Annotated in this window: 36 protein-coding genes and 1 pseudogene; 20 read left to right on the forward strand and 17 right to left on the reverse strand. The window is 60.1% G+C overall.

The features are described from left to right. Window positions 1-13 precede the first annotated feature (13 nt). Window positions 14-322, reverse strand: a pseudogene (locus tag BLW24_RS13570) (isochorismatase family protein); the annotation flags it as partial. A gap of 90 nt (window positions 323-412) precedes the next feature. On the opposite strand from BLW24_RS13570, the gene BLW24_RS13575 reads away from it, so the two are divergent. Both BLW24_RS13575 and BLW24_RS13580 read left to right on the forward strand, forming a co-directional pair. Further along, a complete protein-coding gene (locus tag BLW24_RS13575) occupies window positions 413-892 on the forward strand; it encodes an NYN domain-containing protein (RefSeq protein ID WP_090382004.1) in 480 nt (159 codons plus the stop codon). Window positions 893-895: 3 nt separating this feature from the next. Beyond that, on the forward strand, window positions 896-1,522 hold the full coding sequence (locus tag BLW24_RS13580; RefSeq protein ID WP_090382009.1) for a 3'-5' exonuclease: 627 nt from the start codon (window positions 896-898) through the stop codon (window positions 1,520-1,522). 60 nt (window positions 1,523-1,582) lie between these two features. Here the strand turns inward: BLW24_RS13580 and BLW24_RS13585 are convergent, their stop codons facing one another. Together BLW24_RS13585 and BLW24_RS13590 are read right to left on the reverse strand one after the other, a co-directional pair. Continuing rightward, a complete protein-coding gene (locus tag BLW24_RS13585) occupies window positions 1,583-2,548 on the reverse strand; it encodes a hypothetical protein (protein ID WP_090382012.1) in 966 nt (321 codons plus the stop codon). Window positions 2,549-2,667: 119 nt separating this feature from the next. Next, complete coding sequence (locus tag BLW24_RS13590) at window positions 2,668-3,573, reverse strand: GlxA family transcriptional regulator (RefSeq protein WP_167360448.1); 906 nt, start codon at window positions 3,571-3,573, stop codon at window positions 2,668-2,670. Window positions 3,574-3,812: 239 nt separating this feature from the next. Between BLW24_RS13590 and BLW24_RS13595 the strand changes: the two genes are divergently transcribed. Then, window positions 3,813-4,949, forward strand: coding sequence for an acyl-CoA dehydrogenase family protein (locus BLW24_RS13595; protein WP_090382027.1), 1,137 nt, complete (start codon window positions 3,813-3,815; stop codon window positions 4,947-4,949). 137 nt (window positions 4,950-5,086) lie between these two features. On the opposite strand, the gene BLW24_RS13600 is transcribed toward BLW24_RS13595, so the two are convergent. The 14 genes from BLW24_RS13600 to BLW24_RS13665 all read right to left on the reverse strand — a co-directional run bounded on the left by BLW24_RS13600 (window position 5,087) and on the right by BLW24_RS13665 (window position 13,492). Then, entirely contained in the window at window positions 5,087-5,449 is a 363-nt protein-coding gene (locus BLW24_RS13600) for a Mor transcription activator family protein (RefSeq protein ID WP_090382034.1), read from the reverse strand. Further along, a complete protein-coding gene (locus BLW24_RS13605) occupies window positions 5,446-5,895 on the reverse strand; it encodes a gp16 family protein (RefSeq protein WP_244161157.1) in 450 nt (149 codons plus the stop codon). Before BLW24_RS13605 ends, BLW24_RS13600 begins: the two co-directional genes overlap by 4 nt. Beyond that, window positions 5,892-6,440, reverse strand: coding sequence for a hypothetical protein (locus BLW24_RS13610; RefSeq protein WP_090382037.1), 549 nt, complete (start codon window positions 6,438-6,440; stop codon window positions 5,892-5,894). The genes BLW24_RS13605 and BLW24_RS13610 overlap by 4 nt, the downstream gene beginning before the upstream one ends. Before the next feature lie 4 nt (window positions 6,441-6,444). Next, window positions 6,445-6,819, reverse strand: coding sequence for a hypothetical protein (locus BLW24_RS13615; RefSeq protein ID WP_090382044.1), 375 nt, complete (start codon window positions 6,817-6,819; stop codon window positions 6,445-6,447). A 2-nt stretch (window positions 6,820-6,821) separates the two neighbouring features. Next, window positions 6,822-7,253 (reverse strand): hypothetical protein, encoded by a 432-nt coding sequence (locus BLW24_RS13620; protein ID WP_090382050.1) that lies wholly within the window; start codon window positions 7,251-7,253, stop codon window positions 6,822-6,824. Window position 7,254: 1 nt separating this feature from the next. After that, entirely contained in the window at window positions 7,255-7,878 is a 624-nt protein-coding gene (locus BLW24_RS13625; RefSeq protein ID WP_090382054.1) for a DUF3164 family protein, read from the reverse strand. Beyond that, window positions 7,878-8,144 carry a hypothetical protein gene (locus tag BLW24_RS13630; RefSeq protein WP_090382057.1) on the reverse strand — a complete coding sequence of 89 codons (267 nt, stop codon included), beginning with the start codon at window positions 8,142-8,144 and terminating at the stop codon, window positions 7,878-7,880. The genes BLW24_RS13625 and BLW24_RS13630 overlap by 1 nt, the downstream gene beginning before the upstream one ends. Continuing rightward, on the reverse strand, window positions 8,141-8,458 hold the full coding sequence (locus BLW24_RS13635) for a hypothetical protein (RefSeq protein WP_090382060.1): 318 nt from the start codon (window positions 8,456-8,458) through the stop codon (window positions 8,141-8,143). Before BLW24_RS13635 ends, BLW24_RS13630 begins: the two co-directional genes overlap by 4 nt. A gap of 1 nt (window position 8,459) precedes the next feature. Beyond that, complete coding sequence (locus tag BLW24_RS13640; RefSeq protein WP_090382064.1) at window positions 8,460-9,638, reverse strand: ExeA family protein; 1,179 nt, start codon at window positions 9,636-9,638, stop codon at window positions 8,460-8,462. Beyond that, complete coding sequence (locus BLW24_RS13645; RefSeq protein WP_090382067.1) at window positions 9,638-11,404, reverse strand: DDE-type integrase/transposase/recombinase; 1,767 nt, start codon at window positions 11,402-11,404, stop codon at window positions 9,638-9,640. Before BLW24_RS13645 ends, BLW24_RS13640 begins: the two co-directional genes overlap by 1 nt. A 3-nt stretch (window positions 11,405-11,407) precedes the next feature. Continuing rightward, window positions 11,408-12,337, reverse strand: a complete 930-nt coding sequence (locus tag BLW24_RS13650) for a hypothetical protein (protein WP_090382070.1) — start codon at window positions 12,335-12,337, stop codon at window positions 11,408-11,410. 18 nt (window positions 12,338-12,355) lie between these two features. Beyond that, complete coding sequence (locus tag BLW24_RS13655; protein WP_090382073.1) at window positions 12,356-12,658, reverse strand: helix-turn-helix domain-containing protein; 303 nt, start codon at window positions 12,656-12,658, stop codon at window positions 12,356-12,358. Next, window positions 12,655-13,134, reverse strand: a complete 480-nt coding sequence (locus BLW24_RS13660; protein WP_090382076.1) for a hypothetical protein — start codon at window positions 13,132-13,134, stop codon at window positions 12,655-12,657. The genes BLW24_RS13655 and BLW24_RS13660 overlap by 4 nt, the downstream gene beginning before the upstream one ends. Before the next feature lie 112 nt (window positions 13,135-13,246). After that, a complete protein-coding gene (locus BLW24_RS13665; protein WP_090382081.1) occupies window positions 13,247-13,492 on the reverse strand; it encodes a helix-turn-helix domain-containing protein in 246 nt (81 codons plus the stop codon). Between the two features lie 49 nt (window positions 13,493-13,541). Here BLW24_RS13665 and BLW24_RS13670 point away from each other — a divergent pair, with 49 nt between their 5' ends. The 17 genes from BLW24_RS13670 to BLW24_RS13745 all read left to right on the forward strand — a co-directional run bounded on the left by BLW24_RS13670 (window position 13,542) and on the right by BLW24_RS13745 (window position 24,597). After that, window positions 13,542-13,892: a hypothetical protein gene (locus BLW24_RS13670; protein ID WP_090382085.1), complete on the forward strand. Its 351-nt coding sequence runs from the start codon at window positions 13,542-13,544 to the stop codon at window positions 13,890-13,892. A 188-nt stretch (window positions 13,893-14,080) separates the two neighbouring features. After that, a complete protein-coding gene (locus BLW24_RS13675; protein ID WP_090382087.1) occupies window positions 14,081-14,500 on the forward strand; it encodes a helix-turn-helix domain-containing protein in 420 nt (139 codons plus the stop codon). A 10-nt stretch (window positions 14,501-14,510) separates the two neighbouring features. Next, complete coding sequence (locus BLW24_RS13680) at window positions 14,511-15,206, forward strand: hypothetical protein (protein ID WP_244161158.1); 696 nt, start codon at window positions 14,511-14,513, stop codon at window positions 15,204-15,206. A gap of 32 nt (window positions 15,207-15,238) precedes the next feature. After that, window positions 15,239-16,063 carry a zinc ribbon domain-containing protein gene (locus tag BLW24_RS13685; protein WP_090382090.1) on the forward strand — a complete coding sequence of 275 codons (825 nt, stop codon included), beginning with the start codon at window positions 15,239-15,241 and terminating at the stop codon, window positions 16,061-16,063. A 117-nt stretch (window positions 16,064-16,180) separates the two neighbouring features. Further along, complete coding sequence (locus BLW24_RS13690; RefSeq protein WP_090382094.1) at window positions 16,181-16,681, forward strand: structural protein; 501 nt, start codon at window positions 16,181-16,183, stop codon at window positions 16,679-16,681. After that, a complete protein-coding gene (locus BLW24_RS13695; RefSeq protein WP_090382098.1) occupies window positions 16,678-16,896 on the forward strand; it encodes a DUF7940 domain-containing protein in 219 nt (72 codons plus the stop codon). Before BLW24_RS13690 ends, BLW24_RS13695 begins: the two co-directional genes overlap by 4 nt. A 207-nt stretch (window positions 16,897-17,103) precedes the next feature. After that, window positions 17,104-17,712, forward strand: coding sequence for a lysis protein (locus BLW24_RS13700; RefSeq protein ID WP_090382101.1), 609 nt, complete (start codon window positions 17,104-17,106; stop codon window positions 17,710-17,712). A gap of 6 nt (window positions 17,713-17,718) precedes the next feature. Then, window positions 17,719-17,937, forward strand: a complete 219-nt coding sequence (locus BLW24_RS13705) for a TraR/DksA C4-type zinc finger protein (RefSeq protein WP_090382106.1) — start codon at window positions 17,719-17,721, stop codon at window positions 17,935-17,937. After that, the gene (locus BLW24_RS13710; protein ID WP_090382112.1) at window positions 17,934-18,326 is read left to right on the forward strand and encodes a hypothetical protein; all 393 of its coding nucleotides are present in this window, start codon (window positions 17,934-17,936) and stop codon (window positions 18,324-18,326) included. The genes BLW24_RS13705 and BLW24_RS13710 overlap by 4 nt, the downstream gene beginning before the upstream one ends. Beyond that, complete coding sequence (locus tag BLW24_RS13715) at window positions 18,316-18,624, forward strand: hypothetical protein (protein ID WP_090382117.1); 309 nt, start codon at window positions 18,316-18,318, stop codon at window positions 18,622-18,624. Before BLW24_RS13710 ends, BLW24_RS13715 begins: the two co-directional genes overlap by 11 nt. Window positions 18,625-18,629: 5 nt before the next feature. Further along, entirely contained in the window at window positions 18,630-19,202 is a 573-nt protein-coding gene (locus tag BLW24_RS13720; RefSeq protein WP_090387738.1) for a DUF3486 family protein, read from the forward strand. Beyond that, entirely contained in the window at window positions 19,199-20,527 is a 1,329-nt protein-coding gene (locus tag BLW24_RS13725; RefSeq protein ID WP_090382120.1) for a terminase large subunit domain-containing protein, read from the forward strand. Before BLW24_RS13720 ends, BLW24_RS13725 begins: the two co-directional genes overlap by 4 nt. Next, window positions 20,524-22,020, forward strand: a complete 1,497-nt coding sequence (locus tag BLW24_RS13730) for a phage portal protein family protein (RefSeq protein ID WP_090382128.1) — start codon at window positions 20,524-20,526, stop codon at window positions 22,018-22,020. The genes BLW24_RS13725 and BLW24_RS13730 overlap by 4 nt, the downstream gene beginning before the upstream one ends. After that, window positions 22,020-22,454, forward strand: a complete 435-nt coding sequence (locus BLW24_RS26555) for a phage head morphogenesis protein (protein ID WP_244161159.1) — start codon at window positions 22,020-22,022, stop codon at window positions 22,452-22,454. The genes BLW24_RS13730 and BLW24_RS26555 overlap by 1 nt, the downstream gene beginning before the upstream one ends. After that, window positions 22,387-22,779 (forward strand): phage head morphogenesis protein, encoded by a 393-nt coding sequence (locus tag BLW24_RS26560; protein WP_244161278.1) that lies wholly within the window; start codon window positions 22,387-22,389, stop codon window positions 22,777-22,779. The genes BLW24_RS26555 and BLW24_RS26560 overlap by 68 nt, the downstream gene beginning before the upstream one ends. A gap of 1 nt (window position 22,780) precedes the next feature. Next, the gene (locus BLW24_RS13740) at window positions 22,781-23,257 is read left to right on the forward strand and encodes a phage virion morphogenesis protein (protein ID WP_090382132.1); all 477 of its coding nucleotides are present in this window, start codon (window positions 22,781-22,783) and stop codon (window positions 23,255-23,257) included. Window positions 23,258-23,463: 206 nt separating this feature from the next. Next, on the forward strand, window positions 23,464-24,597 hold the full coding sequence (locus BLW24_RS13745) for a peptidase (protein ID WP_244161160.1): 1,134 nt from the start codon (window positions 23,464-23,466) through the stop codon (window positions 24,595-24,597). Window positions 24,598-24,607: the final 10 nt, after the last annotated feature.

Below are 24,607 nucleotides of genomic sequence, written 5' to 3' on the forward strand. Positions count from 1 at the left end.
GTCCATTACAGCATTCAAGGCCACTATGAATAAAAGCGTCGGTCACGTTCTTCTCGAACACCTGTTCGGTAGCCTGCGGCGCCAGTGCCGGTTGGAATAGCGCGCCACTTTGCCCTGGGGCAAACACAGAGTCGGCTTGGCGTGAAATATGGCGGATATGTACCAGTGGCAGGTCCGCACTGCGCCAGTATTCCAGTAGCTGAGCGATGCAGGCTTCGGCGCCAGGGTTGTTGCGCGGCGTGCTTACGCGCTGGATGCCTTGCTGCATATCGACAATCAGCAGTGCTGGGGTTTCTCGCGTATTGGCAGGGTTTGGATGCATTTCGACCGTCCTTGGCTATGGGCTGGCATACTGCGCACTGACTTTAACCTGAGGGCTTTCTGCCCGTCAGCCGCATGATGAGGATTACCGGTGAAGAAGATCGCCGTATTCGCCGATGTACAGAACCTCTATTACACCGTGCGTCAGGCCTATGGTTGTCATTTCAACTATGTCGCGCTGTGGGCAGATATCAGCCAGCATGGACAGATTGTCGAAGCCTATGCCTACGCCATCGACCGCGGTGACCAGAAGCAGCAGCAGTTTCAGCAGATCCTGCGCAACCTCGGGTTTACCGTAAAGCTCAAACCCTTTATCCAGCGCAGCGACGGTTCGGCCAAGGGCGATTGGGATGTCGGTATCACCATCGACATCATGGACGCTGCACCACGGGTGGATGAGGTGGTGCTGGCCTCCGGTGATGGTGACTTCGACCTGCTGCTGGACAAGATTCGCGGCAGTTATGGTGTCGAGGCGGTGACCTATGGCGTGCCAGGGCTGACCGCGCAATCGCTGGTGCGCGCGGCCAGCCGCTACGTGCCGATTGAAGGCAGCCTGCTGCTGAGAAACTGATCAATGCTTGCCGATTCCATCGCCGTACTCGACTTTGAAACCACCGGCATGTCGCCGGCCCAGCAGGCGCGCGCCACCGAGATCGGCGTGGTGATCGTTGAGGGCGGGCAGATCGTTGCGCGCTATCAGAGCCTGATGAATAGCGGCGCCTGGGTGCCGCCGTTTATCGAACAGCTCACTGGTATCAGTAACGCCATGCTGCGTACCGCGCCGCCTGCTGCGCAGGTGATGCAAGAGGTGGCGGAGTTTGTCGGCGAGCGCCCGCTGTTGGCGCATAACGCCAGTTTCGACCAGAAGTTCTGGGATGCCGAACTGGCGCTGATTTGTCGCCAGCGCGTGCAGCCGTTTGCCTGCTCCTTGCTGTTGTCGCGGCGTCTGTTGCCTATGGCACCCAGCCACAAGCTGGGCAATCTCAACCAGTGGCTTGGCCTGCCCGATACCGGCAAGGCGCACCGGGCGCTGGCCGATGCGGAAATGGCCGCCAACCTGACCTGTTTTATGGCGGCGCTGCTGCGCGAGCGCCACGGCATTGCCGAGATTACCCACGAGCTGCTGTGCAACCTGCAGCGGGTACCGGCGGCGAAGATGTCGCTGGCGCTGCAGAAAATCCGCGATCACGCATTCAGCTAGCAGACGCCAGCTGCAATAAAAAGGCTGCCCGCAGGCAGCCTTTTTGCGTTTCAGGCGTACTCAGTTCTGCGCCAGCTTCTGCTCGTACTGGGCGAGCATTTTCTGCGCGTGAGCTACTTCCAATGCTTCCATGGCGTTGATCGGTTTGATTGCTACGGCGCGCTTGAGGTGCTGTAGGGCCTTGGCTTGTTCGTCGTCGCCGTACACATAGGTCAGGGCGTTGGCGTACTCGTAATGGCCGATGGGCAGATCGTCCTGGGCCTGGAAACTTCGGCTGAAGTACTTCTCCATATTGTCGGCGCTGACGCCATAGGTCATGCGTCCGACCATCTTGCCTACCTTGCGAATTACCCCGGCCTCATAGCCGCCATACAGGGCCAGGGCGAACGGCTGCCGCGGATGCTTGGCCAGCAGGGCCTTGAGTTCGTTGGGGATCTGCGAGGTGTAGCCGCGCTTGAGTACCACCGGCACTGACAGTTCCTCGCCCAGGCGTGCCTTGGCATAGACGCGGCCGAACTGTGCGGCCACGTCGGCCTGGACCAGCTCGCCGGCCTGGTCGGTGTAGGTGATTACTTCTTCCAGCAGGCGGTGCTTCTCTTCCTGCTCTGGCACTAGAAACATGGCGTAGATTACCTGCGCGAACATTGCTGGGATCTGCCCGCCAACCCCGAGGGCCAGACCCTGTTGCTTGGCCTCGGCAAAGTCGCCGCGAAACACCAGGCGCCAGACGTCCTGCAGTTTTGCAGCGTAGAGCTCGGCTTCTTCCGGTTTGCCGGTAAAGCCGGTATTGGCCAGCACGGTCTTTTCCAGTGCCTGAGGGTGGGTTGTGGCCATGGTCACCACCCAGTCGGCGTCGGGGAAGGGGTAGTCAGTACCAAAGCCGCGCGTCAGTTGCGGCCAGGCTTGGCGCAGCTTGTCGCCCGAATAGTCATAGGCGCTTTGGTCGTAGGGGAAGGGCTTCCAGTTGTCGGCGGCGACAGCGCTGAAGCTGCAAGCGGCAAGTAAGGCAATAAGTGTGCGGCGCATGGCGATGACCTGATTGTTGTAAGTATGCGTCGATCATAAAGTGCTGCCGCCCGCGCCCCACCCATCCAAGGATGAGTTGCGCGGGTTTTCAGTACGCCGGGTACGTGCTCGCGCCGACCTTAAGCATGGCTGTCCTTGTGCTGGAACTGCCGGCGGTACTGGTTGGGTGACAGTTCCGTGTGCTGACGAAACAGTCGCGCGAAGAAGCTGGCATCGTCGTAACCCACTTCATAGCTGATGGTCTTGATGCTTTTGCGGGTGGCGCTGAGCAGACCCTTGGCGGTTTCGATGCGCAGGCGTTGCAGGTAATGCAGCGGCTTATCACCAGTAGCGGTTTGGAACCGGCGCATAAAGTTGCGGATGCTCATGCCGTGTTCGCGGGCCACATCCTCGAAGCGGAACTTGTCGGCAAAATGGTCTTCCAGCCATTGCTGGATTTGCAGGATGGTCATGTCGTGGTGCAGTTTCTGCCCGCCAAAGCCAATGCGCCCGGGGGCGTAGTTGCGCTGCACTTCATAAAGGATGTCGCGGGCCACGCCCTGGGCCACGCTGGCGCCACAGAAACGCTCGATCAGGTAGATGTAAAGGTCGCAGGCCGAGGTCACGCCGCCGGCGCAGTACAGGTTGTCGGCATCCGACAGGTGCTTTTCCTGGTTGAGCAGCACCTTGGGGAAACGCTCGGTAAACTCGTTGAAGAAGCGCCAGTAGGTGGTCGCTTCCTTGCCATCGAGCAGGCCGGCCTGGGCCATCCAGAACACCCCGGTGGCCTCGCCACAGATCGCGCTGCCGGCAGCATGACGCTGTTTCAGCCAGCTGAGCACCTGCGGGTGGCGTTGGCACAGGGCGTCGAAGTCATCCCAGAAGGCTGGCAGGATGATCACGTCGGCATCGTCCAGTGCGCCGTCGACCGGGATCAGCACATCACTGAAGCTGCGCACTGGTTGGCCGTCAGGGCTGACCAGATGGATTTCGAAGGTCGGTGTCAGGCCCAGGCCTTGCTGCTTGCCATAGCGAAGGCTGGCCATATGAAAGAAGTCCTTGGCTTGCATCAGGGTCGAGGCAAACACCCCCTCGGTGGCAAGAATACTGACGCGGTGCAGCGGCGCTGGTGACGGATTCGGCATAGATAGTGTTCTTATTAAGGCTAAGTGGTCATGAGCTGGCTGGATCGTCTTATTTTTTGGCGCTTGTGCCCAATGTGACCAAGCGTTTGCTTGGCTAAAGTCGAGGCCACTTTAAAACCGCTCTTCAAGCAGGTGTTGCCATGATCCCAAGAACGATTTTCAGCTCCGAACACGAACAGTTTCGCGACAGCGTGCGCAAGTTTCTTGAGCAGGAAGCCGTGCCCTTTCACCACCAGTGGGAGAAGGATGGCCACATCGATCGCGCGCTGTGGAACAAGGCGGGGGAGGCGGGGATGCTCTGCTCGCATATCCCGGAAGAGTACGGTGGCATGGCCGCGGATTTTCTCTACAGCACCGTGGTGATCGAGGAGGTTGGGCGTCTTGGTCTGACCGGCATCGGTTTCTCCCTGCATTCGGACATCGTCGCGCCCTACATCCTGCATTACGGCAGCGAAGCGCAGAAGCAGCATTACCTGCCCAAGCTGGTGTCCGGCGAGATGGTCACCGCCATTGCCATGACCGAGCCCGGTGCCGGCTCCGATCTGCAGGGGGTGAAAACCACGGCCGTGCTGGATGGCGACGAGTATGTGATCAACGGCTCGAAGACCTTTATCACCAATGGTTTTCTCGCCGACCTGGTGATCGTGGTGGCCAAGACCGATCCGAAGGCCGGCGCCAAGGGCACCAGCCTGTTTTTGGTGGAAGCCAACACCCCCGGTTTCTCCAAGGGCAAGCGCCTGGAGAAAGTAGGTATGAAGGCTCAGGACACCTCCGAGCTGTTCTTCCAGGACGTGCGTGTACCCAAGGAAAATCTTTTGGGCCAGGCCGGCATGGGCTTCGCCTATCTGATGCAGGAGTTGCCGCAGGAGCGCCTGACCGTTGGTATCGGTGCGCTGTCCTCGGCGGAAGCGGCGCTGCAGTGGACCCTGGAGTACACCCGCGAGCGCAAGGCATTCGGCAAACCGATTGGTGATTTCCAGAACACCCGCTTCAAACTGGCGGAAATGGCCACGGAAATTCAGATCGGCCGGGTGTTTGTCGACCGCTGCCTGGAGCTGCACCTGCAGGGCAAGCTGGATGTGCCGACGGCGGCGATGCTCAAATACTGGGGCACCGACCTGCAGTGCAAGGTGCTCGACGAGTGCGTGCAGCTGCACGGTGGCTACGGCTATATGTGGGAATACCCGGTGGCGCGTGCCTGGGCCGATGCGCGGGTGCAGCGCATTTATGCGGGCACCAACGAGATCATGAAAGAGATCATCGCCCGTTCGCTGTGATCAAGCGTTGTGACCCAGACCGAGATAAATACTTAGGGAAACCTGAGAAAAGTCCGAAACATAGCGAGACGGAACGAAACTAAACGGAATGGAGTTTGAAAAAGAGTTGCATATAATGCAATGAAGAAAACGCCCGGTCAGGCGTCGCTGGCCGGGCTGAACATATCTACCTGACGACGCGCGATCTCCTCCTTCCGCACCGCCTTGATGATCTTGTAGACCCACTGTAGCGAAACGCCGAACTCGCGGGCCAGGTCGCTCTGGTTGTGGCCGTTGAATTTGTCGAAGATCTGGCGATCACGCCGACTCAGCTTGATCGACAAACCCATCGGGAAGTAGATGTTCTGGCCACCCCAGTGGGCAGCCATCCGATCCGCAACCTCTTTGGCGACATGCTCAGCCTTGTCGTTGTCCAGGGCGATCAGCTCGCCCAGGGCATGGGCAATGTGTTGGGTCAGATCGAGCAGAAGCTCCGGGCCCTTGCTACGGAAGTCAGTCATACATCCCCCTCCTTAATAGCTGCACGAGTAACGCGCAGTTGCCACTTCTTTAAATTCTCGATCACCCGGCTGGCCTGATCACTGCTGAGCCACTGAAGCGCCTGCACGCCGGTCATCTTCAGGACGAACTTGGCTAAGGCTTCTTCGGATGGGTCGCGCACTTCGCCCACGCCGTGCAGCGTCAGCCAAAGCGCACGGATCTTCTTCGACTGCTCATCCGCTGCCAGTGGGCGCTGCTTTTTGCTTGGACGTACCTTGAAGCCGCGCTGTTTGAGCTGTTCCAAAACCCGGTACAGGCTTGGAACGCTGAGGTTGGCCGTGGAGGTTGCTCCATCCAAACCTTTCATGCCTTTGAGCAGCAGACGATAAGTGTCGTCATCCATGCACAACTCACGGCGGGCTACGTGGATTAGCTTGATCAGGCGCAGACGGTTATCGGCTTTCACGATGTTTCTCCCATCAGGTCAGCGACACGACGCTCGCCTTCTTCTTTAGTAATGAGGCCCAGCATCACGTCACTGTTGATGCGACCGAGTTTGTCCTGGCGTTGACTGCGGGCTGAGACACCCTGGCGCGGCTTGGCGGGTGCCGCCTGTTTGACCTGCTGAGGATCACTGGCAATGCCAAACACCACAGCGCGCAGGTAGTGATGGTTGTCCAACGGCAGGGATAGACGTTCGCGCTGGGTGAGCATCTGCTCGATGCCAGCAGCCCACAGAGCCGGGCTGGCTGGTTTGGATTCAGTGGTGCGGGCGTCGCGGGTGACGCTGCTGGCATTGACCAGCAGCATCAGTTCCTCGACCAGTTTGATCGCCTTGGTGGTGCGCAGGCCGCGCTTGGCCGGGCTGAACAATCGCAAGTAAGCCAGCACTGCACGTCCGAGTCGGGGCTCCAGGTCGGCGAACAGAGCCGCCAACTGCTTGCCTTCGGCATCGGCGAAGCCGGCCTCGAACGGGAACTGCTCACCGCAGCATGGGCACTGGATGCGCATCAGATCAGGCTCCCCGCTCTTCGACCACAATCGAGGCATCGGGATCGAGCGGAGTCCGAGCATAGGCGCTCAGCAGCTCGCCGTTCTCACCTCGGTGCGCCCAGCCAGTGCAACTCTCGTCGCCGTAGTACTTCAGCTTCACAGTGGAGTCGTAGGGATACTCGGCAGGTACTTGCCGAGCACGCGCCGACTCCAGCGCGGTCATACACAACCCCTCCATCACCATGGCCATGCCATCCAGGTTCTCGCCAGTGATGGCTACCAGGAGCAACGAACGGCCATTGTCGAGTTCGATGTGCTCGGCTTCGAACGTGTCGCGATCCAATTGCTCGGCGGCCTCTATGACCGCCATCAAGTTTTTGATGATCCCGTCGGCCATGGTCATTCCTCCTCGTCCAGGTCGTTGCGAGAGATCGACAGAGGGAATTTCTCGAACCATTCCTTAGCGATGAATAAGCCGATGCGGAAGCCTTTGCGTAGCTCACCTTCTAGGACGATTGGATTGCTATCGTTTTCACCGAGTTTAAGGATGGTGCCCTCGGGGGCATCCAGCGTGGTGTCGATGTCCTTGATCCGTTTCTGGTGCCAGCCAACCAGACCCTCCGCAATCTCTTGGAAGTTACCCGGCGCAGCACTAGCCTCGGTCTGCTCCTGGAAGTCTTCGAGCATCGCTTCCAGGCAGGCCTTCTCTTCCTCGGCGATCTGTAGCTGGTTGCCCTGATCGAACGTGCCGCCTACCAGCGACCAGGCACTGGCATACACGCTGGCCTGGGACATGAGGGATTCGATGGTGATTGGACTCTCTTGGCTCATGTCACACCGCCGCGATATTGAGGTTGATAGGGTCATAGCGGTCGGTCTCACCAACACGCTGGTAGACGCGGATGTAGACGGCGGTGCCGTTTACCTGGATGGAGTCCTTCAACGCTTCCATGGCGAGCTTCCAGTCAGGGTCGTCGATCTCGATGCGCAGCAGGCTGAGCACGTCGCCGGTTTTGATCTGGCCTTGTTTGTTGGCGCGGAATGCGCGGTCAACCAGTACGCGCAGGTGGTTGTTGGCTCCCTCGCTCCATTTGCGGATGCAGCGGTCGATCAGTTCCTTGGCCGCGAGGAGCTCCTCGGTGAAGCTCAGGCGTTCGGCCATTTGGCGTTCGACTTTGAACCGGCCGTCATAGGTTGTGATCGAGGCGTTGCCCTTCTTGCCGCCGATGGTTACCCCGTACTTCTCATTCGAGATGGCGATCAGGTCGTCGATATCGGCCAGGGCTTTGGTCTTGAAACCGACCAGGGCCTTGTTGATATCCAGCGCCATGCGGGCCAGATCACTTGCCACCCCATCGCGCAGTTTGTCGTGCTCGCGCACCTGGTGTTCAGGCACCAGGTGGCCTGCGCCATTGCGCACATAGCCGGCAGGTACCGGTGTTTGATTGGTATTCATCAGTGTTTCACTCCTGGTCGGCAGTGCTGCTGGTAGTGGTTGGCGAACTCGGAGACCTTCTGAGCGACAAGCCCGGCATCACCTGCGAGGTGCGCCTCGCACATCACAGCCAGCTCGGTGGTCAGTCCGTGAGTTCCGCGAGTGAGGCAATCCAACTGGTTGCCCAGCTGGATGATTTGCTGATTGGCCCGCTCCAGGGCTTCGCGCAGCTCCTGCGGGTCGGTGATCTGCTCGGGGTTGCAGAGGCTGATGCAGAGCACGTTCATGCGTCCTGCTCCTTCACCAGGGAGAACCACACAACGTCGATGCCACGGATGGTCACAGCGTTACGGGTGAAACGACCTCGGGTGCGGTGCCGTTGGCCGCGCACTTCGTGGGCGAAGCGGCGCACCAGCTGCTCAACACTGTCAAGCGAGATGGTGATGGTGTTGTCCAGGAAGGACATCGCCGTGATCTGCAGGCCGGCATCACGCACCGCGCGAGTCAGGTCATTGAATTCCGTCAATTTCGGCAGGAACTCAGGGGCGGTGATGCTCATTGGACGCTGAACAGGTGGTGCTACAAGCTGAAGACTGGCCATGTCACACCTCCCGAACGATTTCGTCAGTGACAAGGGACTCGCCGACGCGAGCGGCCAGGTTCATTGCAGCAACCATCATGTTGCCGATAGCAAGCGGATACAGAAGGCTTTGCTGGCGATCACGGCTGGTGGCAGTCAGACGCTCAGCCAGAGCCTCAATCCCCTTGGCGCTAATTACGTCATCAAGCTTTTTACCGGCTCGGCCGAGACGGAATGTCAGGAAGTCGTCGAGTCTTGCTGCGGTGACAGGCTGCAGTTCAGCCACTTCAATGCGCTGCACCACCTCGCGCACCTCGGCATTGCGCTCGCTCAGTTTTACTTTCAACTCAGGCTGGCCGATCAGGATGATGCTGAGTAGCTTGGTAAAACCAGATTCCAGCTCGCGCAGACGCTTGAGGTGCTTGAGGGTCGCGATAGGCAGGCTGTGCGCCTCCTCAATGATCAGCACATGGCGATAGCCGCTCTCATAGCTGTTTTTAAGTGCCCGGTGCATTTGCCGAAAGCGGGCCTCAGGATTGGACTTTGGCCGTTCCAGAGGCGTGATGGTGTCTACGATGGCCTCAGCAATGTGCGGCGTTTTCAGGGCCTTGCCCTTGTCCCCCCGGTCTTCCATAGCCAAAACGTAAGGCTCAATCACAATGACCGGTGCATCTTCATTGCGCAGGCGGGTGATCAAATCCCGGCGCAAAGTACTTTTACCTGCCCCCGACTCTCCGACGATGGCCAAGAAACCATCATGTCTGGCAGCTTGATACATGGACTCACGGATGTAGCGAATATCCGGGCTCACGTACATGTCTTCAGCGCACTGCAGATCCTCGAACGGGTCTCGGAAAATGCCGAAAGCACGTTTAGTGTCTGGTAGTAACACCTGTTTACGTAGCAACATAGGTTCGCACTCCTGGTCGGATTTGGATTTTTTGGTTGGGTTTGCAGGGGCCTGGGCGTTGGCGCGCTCAGGTTCCACCTCTTCAAATGCGGTATTCACCGCAATATCGTCAGCGCCGCTCAGCTTGAGGAAGCCCTCAACGCGCGTGCGCAGATCTGCTGGGTCGATGGTGCGCGGCCACTGTTTGTGGTTGATCAACAGGGAAACAGTGGCCGAACTCACCCCTAGATGTTTGGCCAGCGTGATTTGCCGCTGATCGAGATCGGCTAGCGTGTTTTTCAGCTTCAGCATCATTCACCTCCAACCACGCGCAGGCCTGGGCGCGCGGGTTTGTTAAGGGCGGTGGCGATGCTGTCCAGGTCAGCCTCAGGCACACCGTTCGGGTAGTTGGATTTCAGCCAGACCATGGACTCCGCCGACCAGGCAGGCACGCGGCCGCGCAGCAACTTGGCGGCGGCAACATGGGTCATAGGCTGCAGCTCGATGGTCGGCAGGTTGACGTTCAGATCTGTGCCACGCTTGGGCAGATAGGTCGGCAATTGAGCGTCTTCGATGTGCTGGTAAGGCTTGAGCTGGCCACCGAAGGGGATGGTCTTGGCCTTGCGCGCGGCATCCAACTCTTCCTGGGTGTCCACGCCCATGGCCAACTTGGCGGCTTCCTTACGTGCTACCTGGGCCGGGGTTTCCGCGTGGCGCTTGAATGCTTCGCCGATCACTGGGGCTGTGATATCGAAGCCCAGTTCGTTGCGTGCAACCATCGGTACCACGTAGTACACCTCGTGCCCCTGGGCATCCACGCTCACCACCTGGGCGGCGTCATCTCGCCAAGGATTGCGAGTGACCAGTACCTTTTCGCCAACCATCACGCCCGGCACAGCGGACACGTCGTACTCGGTACCCAGGAAGCTGACGCGCAGCTTGCTGTTGACCTTGCGGCTCTCCGGCTCGGCTACCGCCAGTTGGCGGCAAACATCAACGCTCGGCACCTTGATCAGCTGATCCTGGCGGATACTCAGCCACATGGCGGTACGGCTTTTGCCATAACGCGAGTGCACTGCCGTGGCGTTGAAATGGCAGCGCCACTTCTTGGCCAGAGCGTTAAGCTCCACCAGATCGGCCACCGGCTGAAAGCGCAGACCCGCCTCGAACTTGCGCTCAATGATGTTTCGCGCATTCTCCACCTGGCCGGTTACCCGAGCGGCACCTGGGGCATGCACAATCATCTGGATACCCAGCGAGCGACACAGATTCTTGGCCAGCCCACCGGTGTTGGCAGAGCCTGGGTCCATCATCAAAGCGGACGGCTTGCCGTGCAGCACATCAGCGCCGCCACGCTCCTGCATGGCATTGATCAGCACGCTGGTCATGTTCTCGCCGGACTCGGCACCCATCACATATTCAAGGTAGATCCAGCCGCTGGTGTGATCAGTGATTTCATACGACCACACCCTGTCTGCCGCAATGCGCGCCAGGTTCTTCGGCTTGTTCTTGTAGAACGCGTCCTGATCCATCACACGAAGGCCATTGGCGCGGGTGTCCGCGCCAGGCTTGAGGTAATAGAGCACGCAAAGCGAGGCGTCGATCTGCCAAACATGATTGGGATGCAGGCTGGCCAGTTCGGTGACCGGTGCAGGAGCCAACAGCTGATCCGGGTGCAGTCGGTAGCTGTACAACCCTCTGGCGATGGTGCTGAGCGACAAAGGGCGCAGCTCGCCCGTCTTCTTGTCCAGCGCTTCGGCGCGGATCATGCCGCTGGCACGGAGTGCCTCTACGGCATCGCCCAGGGCATATAGGCGTTTCTCATTGCGTCGAGCCGATTCCATGATGGCGGCGCTGATAGTCAGTGCCTCCTCACGGCTGAGCGCGCTCTGGCCTGCATCTGCACGGCGTTTGCGGGGAGCGCTCACGCGCACCTCCTTCAATTTGCGATAGAGCGTGGCCAGGGACATGCCCAGCTCCTGCGCCGTGCTTTTGCACAGCGTCGTGCCTTGGCCGTGGGCTGCGGATTGCAGCTGGCGGTCTAGGTCGACGAGCCGTTGAGTAATCACGGCGCTCATGTCTTAAGCTCCCTGCTGCTCGCCGAGAAGCGTATCGACATCGGCAGTCAGCCATTCCGGTGCACCTTCCATGTCCTCAGGCAGGTGGAACTCACTGCGAATGGACGCCAGCAGGCCTTCCAACTGGCGCACCAGAGTGGCCTTGAAGCTGCGATGGTCTACCCCATGTTCCTCAGAATGCTCGACCAGTTTGTTAAAGCCAGCGCGCAGCTTGCCGGTGATGTCCGTTTCGGCCTCATAGGCCAGGGCGGCTACTTCTTGGCGCAGTTCCTTGGCGCGCTCGTCGGGAGTCATTGCCACCACCTGACGCCTGGTTTTCTCCAGTGTCTGGCGGGTTTCATCCAGCTCGCGGTTCTTGCGCGCCATTACCTCGCCTTGAGCGCTATAGCTGTCGCGGGCTTCGCGCAGGGCAGCGCGTAGCTCTTTAACCGACATGCTGGCGACGTCATCCAGGCGCAGCTCTCCGGTCTGGCCACTCAGCTCCAGTTCGTCGATCTCTTCGTCGTTCAGGATCAGCATCTCGAACAGCTTGGTTTGATTGCCAATAGCCTTGAGCATCGGAGCAGTACGGCCGGCAAATTTGGTAGCGGCCTGCATGAACCTGGCGGCAACCGTCCGTTCAACACCAAGTACATCTAGGCGGGCCATAAACTGACCGTGCTCGCATGCAGCTTTAAGCACTGACAACCCACGCCCCACTTCCAGGCAGGCCTCCACGCTGCGGCGCATATTGGCGGCGATATCGCGTTGGATCAGATCTGGGTCGGTGCAGTCGGCGGGCAATTGGTAGCCCAGCTGCACGGCCAGTGCACGCACTGAGGCTTCTTGCTCGGTGTGTAGCACCGCCATGCGGTTATGCGTGGCCAGCAGCGTCTCGCCGTCCAGCGGTTGCAGTTCAATAGGTTCCACACCCTTGCTTGCGGTACGTCCCATGGTCTGTTCCTTCTTCTATTAGTAGCGGGTGCCTGCCAGCACCCGTTGGTTGATTTCGTTGATGCGGCCCTGCATGCGCGACATCTCCTCGGCATGTGCCTGGGCGATTTGCAGCAGTGCCATGCCAGGGGCAAAACGCCCGGTGTCCAGCTTTACCGCCAGGCCCTCATCAATCAGCGTTTGCATGGCGCGGGTGATGTTGCTTGGGCTGTCTCCGGTCAGCTGGGCCAGCTCGGTGTTGGAAAGGCCATGCAAGGCATTGCCCTTGAGCGCCTTGAGCGCCCGCAGCACACGGGTGGCGGAGGTAAAAGTGCGGCTCATGGCCGTTCTCCCAGTTCGAGTTGTGGTTGAGCGTGTTGCTGCACGTTGCCTCGGTGCCAAGCCAGCTCTTCAAGCCCTGCCTGTATGGCAGCAAGGGCGGCGGTAGCCTCGACGTTGTCCGAATAGAAGTTCATCAACTGGCCGGTGGCCTCATGCAGGGTTGCCTGCAGGGTCTGGATGTCGTGGGCGCTGCTGGTGCGTCCAGTCGGCACATCGATCAGCAGCTTGCCGCCACTGCCTGCTAGCCAGCGGGTGACCAGGTTGATGCCACAGGCCTGCTCATAAGCCGGGATCAGCACAGCCGGCATGCGGCCGTTGGCGATCCACTTGTAGAGCGTCCAGTGGTCATCCAAACCCATCAGTGCAGCAATGCGCTCGATGCCGAAGTTGAAGCGTTCCTTGGCGTGCTGTTGGCACAGCTTGAGCGCGTCACGCAGGGCGATGGGCTGGGCGCGTTTCCATTGTGCTGGGGTCATTGGAAGGGCCTCCGCTGATGGGCTGCAGCGCCGTCCAAACAAAGACCAAGCCTGCGCATTGGCAAAGGCCAGGTGGTCTGCACAATAGATATGACGGCACTCATGACGAACCTCACGCGGCCTGGCTGGCAGTGTTCGGGTTGGCTTTCAGGCCCAGTGCGACGGCGGCGCGATGCGCCTCACCACGCAGGCCCTTGAGCCGGCCGCGCAGCATGTCAACCAGAATCATGCGGTTGATGCCCTGGGCTTGTGCCCAGTGGGTTTTGCAGATGCCATGGCGGATAAACCAGGCATTGGCGCTTTCAGGGGTTTGCGGGTACGGCAGCGGTGCCGTGTCGAGCTCACGTTGGGTTTTCATGGGGGGCTATTCCCTGTGGTAAATTGCGGTTGTCTGATGAGGCAGGTTTATGAGCGAACAAGCATTGCGGCAAGAAATTGCCGAACTACGTGCCAAGGTCGAAGCAGTGGATGACTGGGCTGCGGGCGTACATCGAGTGTTGGCTGACGTGTTGCCGTTTCTGCTGCGTGGGCACCCCGAGGTTGAAAAGGTGCAGCAACTGTTGCAGCAGGCAGACCGTCGCTATGAGGAGCTGAGTGCTCACCCTGAGAAGTCACAAGGGCCTGGTGATGCTGCTGGCCTGTATGAACCGGGCAAAATGCTGAACCGCCTTTTTGGCGTGCTGGGCGTGTGGCCTGGGGTTGCTCCGCAGCTAGCGGCTCGCGAGTCGTTAGATCGAATAAACCAAGCAAAGCAATAGCGGATCGAGTGGTTAACAGTTGCCGGCCATCGCGGCGGATGGACTCAAGCGTTAACGCCTGAGTGATATCTGAGTACGGGCTTGGTGCGACAGGGTTCATGGCGTTTCTCTTCGTGGCTAGACGAGGTGTTGCGCTGTGGTGTGTGGCTTAATGCAGTCAAGTTATCTTGACTCGGTCAAGGTTTTTTATGCGGGAATTTGATCAGCAGCTGTTGCGCTTGAAGGCAGTGCTTGGCATGACGAGTGATCAAGAGGTAGCTGCAGCTCTTGGGATGACCAAGGCTGCTTTTTCGGACAGGAAAAAGCGGGGAGCATTTCCAGAAGAGAAGGTCTTGGCTTTAGCTACCCTGAGGCAGGATCTACAGATTGATCCCCAGTACGTGCTATCAGGGCAACGTTCGACTTCAAATGTTGCGTCGACGCAACATTTACCCCCCGATGAGCAGTTACTGCTCGACAGCTATCGCGGGCTCAGCGCAGCAAAGAAAAAGCAGCTGCTCACATCTCTGCTGACAGGTGATGTAGCAAAGAAGCCGCCTAAGAGTGATGGTGGTGTTTCGGTAAGAGGTTCGGGAAACAGAACAGCAGGCAGGGACTTTCACGAGTAAGGAGCAGTTCGTGAGCGACAATGACATTGAGGTAGATGGCGAGCAGAACAGGGTCGCGGGGCGCGACTACTTCGAGTTCAACTTCGAGACTCAGCCCAGTGCTGAGCTGCCTGCCAACAAGCCTGGCATCAAGATCAAAGCCAACAGTGGCAACATCAATTTCGGCACTCAGTTCACCATCGGTGAGCGGGTGGACGAGCGTGCCTTGCTGCCGGCCCAGCGCAAGGAGTTGCACCAGCTACGTGCCCAGTGCGAAGAGCTTGGCGATGACCCGCGTGATGTGTGGCGTGAGGTGCATACCCAGCTCAGCGTGACCGGTCTTGACGAGGTCACCGCGACGCAGTTTGTCCAGGCCAGGGGGGTTATCCATGCGCGTCTTGAACGCCTGCAGGAAGAGGCAGACAGGAAGAGACTGATCTCCAAAATCCTGCGGGCGGCTGACGAAAAGGATGCACGGCATGCATTGAGCAACTTCTGTGAGCTGACCTTCGGCCGCACCCAGCTCAGTCTGCTCAAGCGCGCTGAGCTGCCCAAGGCGCTGGAGTTCATCTTGCAGTTCGAGGCCAAGCCATCTTCTCCGCCGCAAAAAGCAGCCGTTCTGCCTGAGCGCCTACCACTGCGCGAATTCCTCATCACCTATAAGGCGAATGCTTTCTGGCTGTTCATCTTCGGCATGATCGTGGATCGATTCTGGATTGGGTTCTGACCCCTCACGCTTTAATCACAAGGAGAGTTGTCATGCCAATAGTGGTATGTGCTGATTGCAACAAAGAAATGTCTGATGCCGCACCGGCATGCCCGCATTGTGGGCGGCCCAATGAGGTCGCTGGGGCGAGTCGCTCGGTAGGCTTGGCGCTTGGGGCTGGTATCTTTCTGATCCCCCTGGTGTTTGCCTGGTTCACGCTAAGGAATGGGTACAGCCGTACCGCCAAGGTGGTTTCATTTGCTTGGCTCGCGATCTCTCTGGTGCTTATTGGTGTTCAGGGCGGGCAAGAGAACGCTCCTGCCGATACAGCAGATTCAGGTGCAAACGCCGTTGAACAAGTTGCTCAGGCTGCTCCAGCTACTGACAAAGCCGTGACTCCCGCCATCGAGCCAAGCAGTTCTAAGGCAAAAGAGACGTTAGGGGTTACGCCAGAAGAGTTCAGAACTTCGTTCAACAAGTTTGTCAGCCAGATTGATAGCAGCTACAGGGCGGCCGAGTTCGAGGTTCAGAGCGGCGACGTCAACGACGTGTTCACTCACTCGTTTGCGAAGAACGTGGCGATAGTAGGTACGGTCAACAAGAGTGACGGCTCCATGCAGAGCCTCATTGTGACGATTGCCGGGGCTGGAGATGACATTGCGAAACCTGTCATCGTTCTGCTGTCGGCGGCACATGCACTCAATCCAGGCGTACCCAAAGAAGAGCATTCCAAGGCCGTCCTTGGCTTGGTTAAAAATGCAATGTCCACCATCGAAGCAGGCACTTCATATGATGAGACTGTTGGGGATTTGCATTACAGCGCCTTTGCAAGCCAGTACACGGGGCTGATGTTTACGATCAGCAGCAAGGACAGTTGATCCCCGCCGGTTCTCTTTAAACCGGATTAAAAGCCCTCCTGCAGCACGCCGCCGATTATGGCGGCGTGTTCGTTTCTGGCGCTCGGTCTTCCTGAGCGCCCAGCAGCAGGAGGCGCTATGCGACCTGAAACCCCTCGCGGTATCCGCAACTACAACCCTGGCAATATCGACCGCGTAGCGGGTGTGCGTTGGCAGGGCCAGGCCACTGACCAGAGTGGCGACCCGCGCTTTGTCGTGTTCAACGGCCCGCGCTGGGGCATCCGTGCGATTGCTCGGGTGTTGATCACCTACCAGGACAAACGCCAAGCGGCTGATGGCAGCCGTATCGACACCGTGCGTGAGTTCATCAGCCGCTGGGCCCCGGCCAGCGAGAACAACACCGACGCCTATGCCATGACGGTGGCCCGCGCCCTGGGCGTCGGCCCGGATGATGAGAGCGTTGACGTTTACCACTACGACACCATGCGCGCCCTGGTGCTGGCCATCATCCGTCACGAGAACGGCCCAGGCCCGCTACCCGGTGGCACTTGGTATGGCGATGTAATCATCGCCGATGGCTTGGCTCTGGCCGGCATCGTGCCGGGTGCGCAGCACGGCCAGTTGCAGGTGGTGGCATGAAGCTGATCGCCGAGTGGCGCCGTTGCCACACCTTCTACAGCGTGCAACTGGCGGCGCTGATTGCCCTGTTTGGTTTTCTGCAGGTCACGCTGCTGCCGATCTGGCAGGCCCAACTGTCTCCGACTGCCTACGCCACCCTCAATAGCGTGCTGGCCAGCCTGTTGTTTGTCGCCCGGCTGATCAAGCAAGGCCCAGAACCGGAGCCTTCGCCATGAGTGTAATCATTATTGGAAGCCATCTAGGCAGCTTGGCCCGGTCGATTCTGGGGCTCTTAGTGGGCGCATGCCGTTGGGTCGATACCTGCGCGGCAGGTAGCTGGATATCCCCGCGTGTAATCCCGATGGGTCGCCCCGGCAAAACCGGTATTGCTGCCGCACGTCGCCAGGCCCGCAAGGCTCGCAACAAGCGTCGAGCACGCCGCCATGCTTGAGCGACTGAACACACCGCTCCCATCCGGTTTCACCCTGGCACTGCTGGCCTGCCTGGTGAGTGGCGCAGCCGGTGCTGGCATCGCCTTTGGCTTTGGTTACCGCTATGCCGACGCCCAGGGCAGCGCACGTTTAGAGCGCCTAGAGCGCCGTTTTACCGAACAGGCCAAGCAGGCTGCCGAGGAAAACCTGCTGCGTTACCAGCAGCAGGTAACCCGCGCCAACGAAGCCGAGACCCTGCTGTTGGCCGCGCAGGATCGCGTCGCCGGTAGCGCCAAACAGATCGAGGAGCGCATCCCGCATGTCACCACCAACTACCGGCCCGCACCTGCTGCTGCGCCTGTTGCTATCCCTCATTGCGTGTTCACTGCTGGCTGGTTGCGCGACTACAACCTCGCCCTCGGTGTGCCCGCCCCAGGAACAGGCACCGTTGCCGCCCACGGTGCGCAAACGACCTGGCCCGCCCCCGGCACTGACGCCGAACTATTGGAAAGCGGTGTCACCCCAGCCGACATCCTGGCTCACGCCAAGGACTATGGAGTATGGGCCAGCGCTCTACACACCCAGCTCAATGCTCTGCTCGATCTCCAGGAAAAGGACTAACACCACATGGATGTAGCTGACCTCGCGCAAGACAACGACTTCACCGAAGCCGCCCTGCGTGCCCACGAGTCTGGTTTGCAACGGCGCTCCGGCCCCTCGGCGATGCGCTGTGAAGAGTGTGGCGATGCCATCGACGAGCGCCGCCGTCAGGCCGAGCCTGGCACCCACCACTGCACCGAATGCAAGTCCACCCTGGAACAGCTGAGCAAGCGAGGCCTGCGATGAATATATCCGTTGAATTCTGGCAACTCGTCAGCTTGCTGCTGGGCTTCTTCGCCTTTCTGGGGGCTGCCGGAAAGATGCTCCTGGGACAGATTGATCAGCGCCTGGAAACCCGCTTCGCGTCCATGGAAGAGGCCCGCAAGCTCAGCACCCTGCACTGGGATTCGCGCTTTTCTGCCTTGCTGAATCAGTCCAAGGAAGACGCCGATGCCGTGCGCCAACTTGAACGTGACCTGATGGAACTGCGCGCCGAGCTGCCTGAGCGCTACCTGCGCCGAGAAGATTACATCCGTGGCCAAAGCATCATCGAAGCCAAGCTCGATGGCCTGACCATGAAAATTGAGAACGCCCAAATGCGCGTACTACTGAACGGAGGCAACCATGCAACTTGACCTAGCCAAAACCCGGCGCGAAAGCCTGCGCTGGCTGATCATCCTGACCCTGAACAATGCCCGCCCGGTAGGGGCATTCGAGGGGCCGATTCTGTTCGTGGCGCAGAGCGAGTATCCAGACGCCACTCCGCTGGAGATTCGCCGCGAGCTGGATTACCTGGCCGACCGGGGGCTGTTGCGTCTGGAAAAACAGCCCAGCGGCAAGTGGTTCGCCGACCTGACTCGCTACGGTACCGACATGGCGGAATACACCATCGACTGCGCTCCCGGCATCGCCCGGCCGCAGAAGTACTGGTGACCGCCATGGGCCGCAAGTCTTCGATTATCCGTCTACCCGAAGCGATCAAGTCCTATATCGAAGGCAAGCTGGCCGAGGGCCAGTTGACCTTGGACGAGCTGATCAGCGATCTGCGCGCACGCTTCCCTGAGCAGGCCGAGGAAGGCGAGTTACCCAGCCGGGCGGCCGTGCATCGCTATGGCCAAAAGCTGGAGCGGCGCTTGTCGGCTATCCGCGCCAGTACCGAAGCGGCAAAGATCATCCGCGCCCAGGCGGGTGACAAGGAAGACGCTCGCAGTGAAGCGTTGACGGCGATGATCCAGTCCGAGTTGTTCGAGTCGATCATGGCCCTGCAGGAAGCCGGTGACGAGGAGATGGACCCGGCCGAACGGGTAGGCCTGCTGGCCACTGCTGCGAAGAACATCGCCACCCTCACGCGCAGCTCGGTGACCCTGAAGAAGTACCAGAACGAAGCCGAGGAACGTGCCCGCAAGGCGTTGCTGGCCGAGCAGGCCGTGAAGCTCGATGAGATGGGCAAAGCCGGCACGCTTAGCGCCGAGACCTTGCAGCGCATCCGTCAGGAGGTCTACGGGCTATGAGCGACAAGCAGCCTGCTATCCAGTTATTCAACTACCAGAAGCAATGGCTGCTTGATCGTGAGCGCTTCAAAATCGCCATGTTCGCCCGCCAGACCGGCAAGACGTTCACCAGTACCCTGGAGATCGTCGATGACTGCTTCGACGTCGAGTCGCGCGGTGGCCGCACTCGCTGGGTGATCCTGTCCCGAGGCGAGCGCCAGGCCAAGGAGGCCATGGAGGAAGGCGTGAAGAAGCACTGCCGCGCCTACAACATGGCGGTGCAGGAGATCGAGGGCGAGTTCAAGGGCAGCAACGGTGAGCGTTTCACCATGCTCGATGTTGTGCTGCCGGGTGGTTCCAGGATCACCGCGTTGCCGGCCAATCCCGACACCGCTCGTGGCTTCAGTGCCAACGTGTTCCTGGACGAATTCGCCTTCCACCAGGACAGCCGCAAGATCTGGACGGCGCTGTTTCCTGTGATTTCCAACGGCTGGAAGCTACGCATCACCAGCACGCCCAACGGCAAGGGCAACAAGTTCTACGAGCTGATGACCGACAAGAAGCTCGCCGATGTCTGGTCGCGGCATGTAGTCGACATCCACCGTGCAGTAGCGGATGGCCTACCTCGCAACGTCGAGGAGATGCGCGCGGCGCTCAACGACGAGGACGCCTGGGCCCAGGAATTCGAACTGAAGTGGCTGGACGAAGCCAGCTCCTGGTTGAGCTACGAACTGATCAACGATGTCGAGCATGACCAGGCCGGACGGCCTGATCTCTATACCGGTGGGCCGTGCTTCATTGGCGTCGATATCGGCGCGCGCAATGACCTGTTTGTTATTTGGGTGCTTGAGCAAATCGGTGACGTGTACTGGACGCGGGAGATCATCACCCGCAAGCGGGCTCCGTTTCACGAGCAGGATGCACTGCTGGATGACGTGTTCACCCGTTACCGCGTGTTGCGCTGCTGCATGGATCAGACCGGTATGGGTGAGAAGCCAGTAGAGGATGCCAAACGTCGCCATGGCTCCATGCGTGTCGAAGGTGTGATCTTCGGTACCGCCAGCAAACTGACCATGGCCACCCGTGGCAAGGAAGTGTTCCAGGACATGCAGATCCGCATTCCCTTGGGCGACACCGAGCTGCGCAACGACCTGCACAAATTACAGAAAGTCGCTGGCCCAACCGGAGCCCCGCGCTTTATTGCCGAGTCCGACTCAGCCGGCCACGCCGACCGCACCTGGGCGTGTTTCCTCGCTCTCAACGCCAGCGACGGCCCCAATGGCCCGGTCACCGTCAAATCCCGTCGCCCACGTCAGGGCGCGCACATGACCCAGGGGTACGCATGAGCAGTAAAGGTCTGTGGGTTAGCCCCACCGAGTTCGTCCGTTTCAGTGAGCCCGCTTCAGGTAAGGGACTCACCGACCATATCGCCAGCCGGGGTCGCAGCTTCGACTCCCAAGCATTGGGCATGTACCTGCCCAACCCCGACCCGATTCTCAAGGCTCAAGGCAAAGACATCACCGTCTACCGCGACTTGCGCAGTCAGGCCTTGGTGGGCGGCAACATCCGTCGCCGCAAGTCTGCGGTGCTTGCTCTGGAGCGCGACCTCAAGCGTGGTAATGCCCCGGTGCGGGTCGAGCGTTTCATCAGCGACTGGTTAGCCGACCTCGATCTTGACCGCATCATCCGCGAGCTGCTCGATGCGCCGTTGTTTGGCTTCCAGCCTATTGAGCTGATGTGGCGTCCGCTGGGCCTGCACCTGGTACCCGAGGATCTGCTGGGCAAGCCGGCTGAGTGGTTCCTCTACGACCAGGACAACCAGCTGCGCTTCCGGGCCCGTGATGCTGGCCTGCAGGGCGAGCTGTGCGACCCACAACGTTTTGTGGTGGCGCGCCAGGATGCGACCTACAACAACCCTTACGGCTTCGCCGATCTGTCCATGTGCTTCTGGCCTGTGGTGTTCATGAAGGGTGGCCTGAAGTTCTGGGTGCAGTTCACCGAGAAGTACGGCTCGCCCTGGGTGATCGGCAAGCACCCGCGTGGCGCAGCCACCCACGAGACCGACCTGCTGCTGGACAGCCTGGAGGCCATGGTGCAGGACGCCGTGGCAGCGATCCCGGATGACTCCAGCGTTGAGATTCTCGAAGCGGCAGGCAAGAGTGCCAGTGCCGATGTATTCCGTGAGTTGCTGGTTTATTGCCGCAGCGAGATCAACGTGGGCCTGCTCGGCCAGAACCAGACCACCGAGGCCAACAGCAATAGAGCCAGTGCCACAGCGGGCCTGGAGGTCGCCAAGGACATCCGCGATGGTGACAAGAGCATCGTCGCCGCCACCCTCAATGCCGCCATTCGCCTGGTGGTCGACCTCAACTTCGGCGAAAACGTCGCGGCCCCGGTGTATGAGCTGTGGGAACAGGAGGAGATCGACAAGACCCTGGCCGAGCGCGACAAGAACCTCACCGATGCAGGCGTGAAGTTCACCCCGGCCTACTGGAAGCGCATGTACAACCTGGAAGACGGGGACATTGCTGAAGCGCCTGCAGTTGAGGCTGATCCGGCTTTTGCCGAGCCGACCCTGCGGCCGATCCTAGATCAGGTTGCGCTCGACCAGGTAATCGACAACCTGCCGGCTGAGCTGCTCCAGGAGCAAGCCCAACAGGCTATAGCACCAGTGATTGAAGCACTGCTGCGCGGACGTTCGGAGACCGAAGTCCTGGGCTTGTTGGCCGAGGCGTACCCGTTGATGGATGACCAGGCCTTGCAGCAGACCCTGACCCGCCTGCTGTTCATCGCAGGCACCTGGGGCCAGTTGACGGCCAACGCGGATCGGGAGGACTGATGGCCAAGGCACCCACCCCAGCCGACCTGCAGGCCATCTTCGGCCTGGAGCCCGAGAAGGCCATCGCCTACCTCGCCGCCAAGGGCTATGCCATTACCTGGAACTGGCAGGAGATGCTCGATCAGGCGCACGACCAGGCCTTCACCGTGGCCAAGGCGATGCGCCTGGATTTGCTCTCGGATATCCGCGACGCACTTGAAACCGCCTTGCAGGATGGGCAAACCCTCAAGCAGTTCATCGAGCAGCTGCAACCGGTGCTGGAAGCCCAGGGCTGGTGGGGTAAGCAGGTAATCGTCGACGGTGCAGGTAATGCCGAGCTGGTGCAGCTGGGCAGCCCGCGCCGACACCCACCCGTACTGGCGCTATGTGGCCATCCTCGACGGTCGTACCCGGCCCAGTCATCGCGCGCTGAATGGCAAGGTGTATCGCCATGATGACCCGGTGTGGTCGGCAATCTACCCGCCCAACGGCTTCAACTGTCGCTGCCGGGTGACTGCATTGTCTGGCTCTGCGCTCACGCGCAAGGGCCTCCAAGTGGAGAGCAGTGCCGGGCGCATGCAGACCGAAACGGTAGAGATCGGCGTGGACAAGCGCACAGGCGAGATCCGCACAGCCCAGGTGACCGGCGTGCGCACCACCGATACAGCAGGCAAGTCGGTGATGTTCCGCACCGACCCAGGCTTTAACCATGCACCGGGTACCGGGCTGGCTGAAACGCTGAAGCGCAAACAGGCCGCTGCTGGCCTGCAGGAGGTTTGAGATGTTCACCGTCCAGTTGGAGCATCAACGTCTGCAGGAAACCCTGCGCACTATCGAGTGGGCCGTAGGTGACCTGTCTCGGCTGATGCGTGGCATCGCTGCCGAGCTGGCCAGCCAGACCGAGGAGAACTTCGAGGAGCAAGGCCGGCCCGACTGGCAGCCGCTGTCGGATGCCACGACTGAGCGACGGACGAAGTCCGGCACCTGGCCGGGTCAGATGCTGCAAGTTAGCGCTGGTGGTCTGGCGGCATCCATCACCACTCAATCAGACGACAGCTCCGCACTGGTTGGCAGCAACAATCCCTACGCGGCCATGATGCAGTTCGGCGGTAGCAAGTCCGACTTCCCTCACTTGTGGGGTGACATTCCTGGTCGTGAGTACTTGCCCATGGATGCCGATGGCCAGCTGCAGCCAGAAGCCGAGGAAGCCATCCTCGATTTGGCCATGGATAACCTGAAAAGAGCCGCCCGCCTGTAAGGCCCTCTGCTGCGTTTTGCGGGGATATGCGCTCCGGTTCATCGCCCCGCACCCCAGAAAATCGCTGTAAAGGCTTTATAAAGCCATATCGCGCCGTTCCTATCCTGCCTCTCGGGTGCAAATCCAGCAGCACGGTGCGAATCTCCCCGAAAACTCTTTAAACCCGATTAAAAGTCTGCAGCCGGCTCGGGCGGCAGGCTGTGCGCATGTACTACCACCCAAGCGCGCAGCCCATGAAGCCAATCCATATCTTCAAGCCCGGTAAGCACGTCGCCATGAGCGGTGTGAGCCTCAACTTCAGCGAGTCCGACCTGGCCGCAACAGTGCGTGCCTATGACCCGGCATTGCACGAAGCACCGCTGGTGCCTGGTCATCCCAAGCACGACGCACCGGCCGGTGGCTGGGTCAAGTCACTGGCCAGCAGCGCCGATGGTTTGGTCGCCGAGCCGCACCAGGTTGCCCCGGAGTTCTCCGAGCAGATCGCCAGCAACCGCTTCAAGAAGATCTCCGCCTCCTTCTATCACCCCGGCGCGCCGAACAACCCGGTGCCGGGCGTGTACTACTTGCGCCATGTCGGCTTCCTCGGTGCCCAGCCACCAGCGGTGAAAGGCCTGCGTCCTATCGAGCTGGCCGAGGGCGAGGAAGGTGTTGTCGAGTTCTCCGACTACGGCCACGAAGTGGGTGCCAGCCTTTGGCGTCGCCTGCGCGACTGGCTGATCTCCGACCGAGGTCTGGATGTGGCCGACCAGGTCATCCCCGACTGGCAAATCAAATCCCTGGACGAAGTCGCCCGCCGCGAAGACGAGCCGCGTCCTTCCTTTTCCGAACCAACCCCAACCGCAACCACTGAGGAATCCACTGTGACGCCCGAAGAAATTGCCGCCATCCAGGCTGAAAACCTGCGGCTGAAGAACCAGGTGCAGTTGCACCAGGATCAACAGCTCCAATCCCGCAAGGAATCCACTCATGCCACCAATGTGGCGTTCGCCGAGGAACTGGTGGCCGCTGGCAAGCTGTTGCCTAAGCACACCGCCGCGCTGATCGCCTGTCTGGACTTTGCCGAGGACGGTGATACCCCGCTGGAGTTCGGCGAAGGCGACGCCCGTCAGCCAGTGTCCGCTGGTCTCAAGGCCATCTTCGGCGACCTGCCGCAGCAGATCGACTTCGCCGAGCAGGCCAGCGGTGCCCGCCGCAGTGGCGACGCACAGGTCGCCGACCTGGAGTTCGCCGAGAAGAACACCGATCCCGACCGCCTTGCCCTGCATGCCCGCGCCACTCAGTTGGCTGCAGACAAGAACATCCCCTACGAGTCGGCCGTGCGCCAACTCATCACCCAGTAAGGAGTTGAGC

Source organism: Pseudomonas anguilliseptica (assembly GCF_900105355.1).
Taxonomy (GTDB): Bacteria; Pseudomonadota; Gammaproteobacteria; order Pseudomonadales; family Pseudomonadaceae; genus Aquipseudomonas; species Aquipseudomonas anguilliseptica.

Bases quoted from the DNA above. Each gene is read 5' to 3' on its own strand.
- BLW24_RS13675 (WP_090382087.1), top strand. From the start codon at position 14,081: ATGCGGGAATTTGATCAGCAGCTGTTGCGCTTGAAGGCAGTGCTTGGC.
- BLW24_RS13630 (WP_090382057.1), bottom strand. From the start codon at position 8,144: ATGAACGTGCTCTGCATCAGCCTCTGCAACCCCGAGCAGATCACCGAC.
- BLW24_RS13660 (WP_090382076.1), bottom strand. From the start codon at position 13,134: ATGACCCCAGCACAATGGAAACGCGCCCAGCCCATCGCCCTGCGTGAC.
- BLW24_RS13640 (WP_090382064.1), bottom strand. From the start codon at position 9,638: ATGCTGAAGCTGAAAAACACGCTAGCCGATCTCGATCAGCGGCAAATC.
- BLW24_RS13725 (WP_090382120.1), top strand. From the start codon at position 19,199: ATGAGCGACAAGCAGCCTGCTATCCAGTTATTCAACTACCAGAAGCAA.
- BLW24_RS13730 (WP_090382128.1), top strand. From the start codon at position 20,524: ATGAGCAGTAAAGGTCTGTGGGTTAGCCCCACCGAGTTCGTCCGTTTC.
- BLW24_RS13685 (WP_090382090.1), top strand. From the start codon at position 15,239: ATGCCAATAGTGGTATGTGCTGATTGCAACAAAGAAATGTCTGATGCC.
- BLW24_RS13665 (WP_090382081.1), bottom strand. From the start codon at position 13,492: ATGAAAACCCAACGTGAGCTCGACACGGCACCGCTGCCGTACCCGCAA.
- BLW24_RS13650 (WP_090382070.1), bottom strand. From the start codon at position 12,337: ATGGGACGTACCGCAAGCAAGGGTGTGGAACCTATTGAACTGCAACCG.
- BLW24_RS13705 (WP_090382106.1), top strand. From the start codon at position 17,719: ATGGATGTAGCTGACCTCGCGCAAGACAACGACTTCACCGAAGCCGCC.
- BLW24_RS13590 (WP_167360448.1), bottom strand. From the start codon at position 3,573: ATGGCCAGCCTTCGCTATGGCAAGCAGCAAGGCCTGGGCCTGACACCG.
- BLW24_RS13625 (WP_090382054.1), bottom strand. From the start codon at position 7,878: ATGAATACCAATCAAACACCGGTACCTGCCGGCTATGTGCGCAATGGC.
- BLW24_RS13715 (WP_090382117.1), top strand. From the start codon at position 18,316: ATGCAACTTGACCTAGCCAAAACCCGGCGCGAAAGCCTGCGCTGGCTG.
- BLW24_RS13615 (WP_090382044.1), bottom strand. From the start codon at position 6,819: ATGGCCGACGGGATCATCAAAAACTTGATGGCGGTCATAGAGGCCGCC.
- BLW24_RS13580 (WP_090382009.1), top strand. From the start codon at position 896: ATGCTTGCCGATTCCATCGCCGTACTCGACTTTGAAACCACCGGCATG.
- BLW24_RS13645 (WP_090382067.1), bottom strand. From the start codon at position 11,404: ATGAGCGCCGTGATTACTCAACGGCTCGTCGACCTAGACCGCCAGCTG.
- BLW24_RS13635 (WP_090382060.1), bottom strand. From the start codon at position 8,458: ATGGCCAGTCTTCAGCTTGTAGCACCACCTGTTCAGCGTCCAATGAGC.
- BLW24_RS13690 (WP_090382094.1), top strand. From the start codon at position 16,181: ATGCGACCTGAAACCCCTCGCGGTATCCGCAACTACAACCCTGGCAAT.
- BLW24_RS13595 (WP_090382027.1), top strand. From the start codon at position 3,813: ATGATCCCAAGAACGATTTTCAGCTCCGAACACGAACAGTTTCGCGAC.
- BLW24_RS13670 (WP_090382085.1), top strand. From the start codon at position 13,542: ATGAGCGAACAAGCATTGCGGCAAGAAATTGCCGAACTACGTGCCAAG.
- BLW24_RS13585 (WP_090382012.1), bottom strand. From the start codon at position 2,548: ATGCGCCGCACACTTATTGCCTTACTTGCCGCTTGCAGCTTCAGCGCT.
- BLW24_RS13610 (WP_090382037.1), bottom strand. From the start codon at position 6,440: ATGCGCATCCAGTGCCCATGCTGCGGTGAGCAGTTCCCGTTCGAGGCC.
- BLW24_RS13740 (WP_090382132.1), top strand. From the start codon at position 22,781: ATGTTCACCGTCCAGTTGGAGCATCAACGTCTGCAGGAAACCCTGCGC.
- BLW24_RS26555 (WP_244161159.1), top strand. From the start codon at position 22,020: ATGGCCAAGGCACCCACCCCAGCCGACCTGCAGGCCATCTTCGGCCTG.
- BLW24_RS13700 (WP_090382101.1), top strand. From the start codon at position 17,104: ATGCTTGAGCGACTGAACACACCGCTCCCATCCGGTTTCACCCTGGCA.
- BLW24_RS13620 (WP_090382050.1), bottom strand. From the start codon at position 7,253: ATGAGCCAAGAGAGTCCAATCACCATCGAATCCCTCATGTCCCAGGCC.
- BLW24_RS13745 (WP_244161160.1), top strand. From the start codon at position 23,464: ATGTACTACCACCCAAGCGCGCAGCCCATGAAGCCAATCCATATCTTC.
- BLW24_RS13710 (WP_090382112.1), top strand. From the start codon at position 17,934: ATGAATATATCCGTTGAATTCTGGCAACTCGTCAGCTTGCTGCTGGGC.
- BLW24_RS13655 (WP_090382073.1), bottom strand. From the start codon at position 12,658: ATGAGCCGCACTTTTACCTCCGCCACCCGTGTGCTGCGGGCGCTCAAG.
- BLW24_RS13720 (WP_090387738.1), top strand. From the start codon at position 18,630: ATGGGCCGCAAGTCTTCGATTATCCGTCTACCCGAAGCGATCAAGTCC.
- BLW24_RS13600 (WP_090382034.1), bottom strand. From the start codon at position 5,449: ATGACTGACTTCCGTAGCAAGGGCCCGGAGCTTCTGCTCGATCTGACC.
- BLW24_RS13695 (WP_090382098.1), top strand. From the start codon at position 16,678: ATGAAGCTGATCGCCGAGTGGCGCCGTTGCCACACCTTCTACAGCGTG.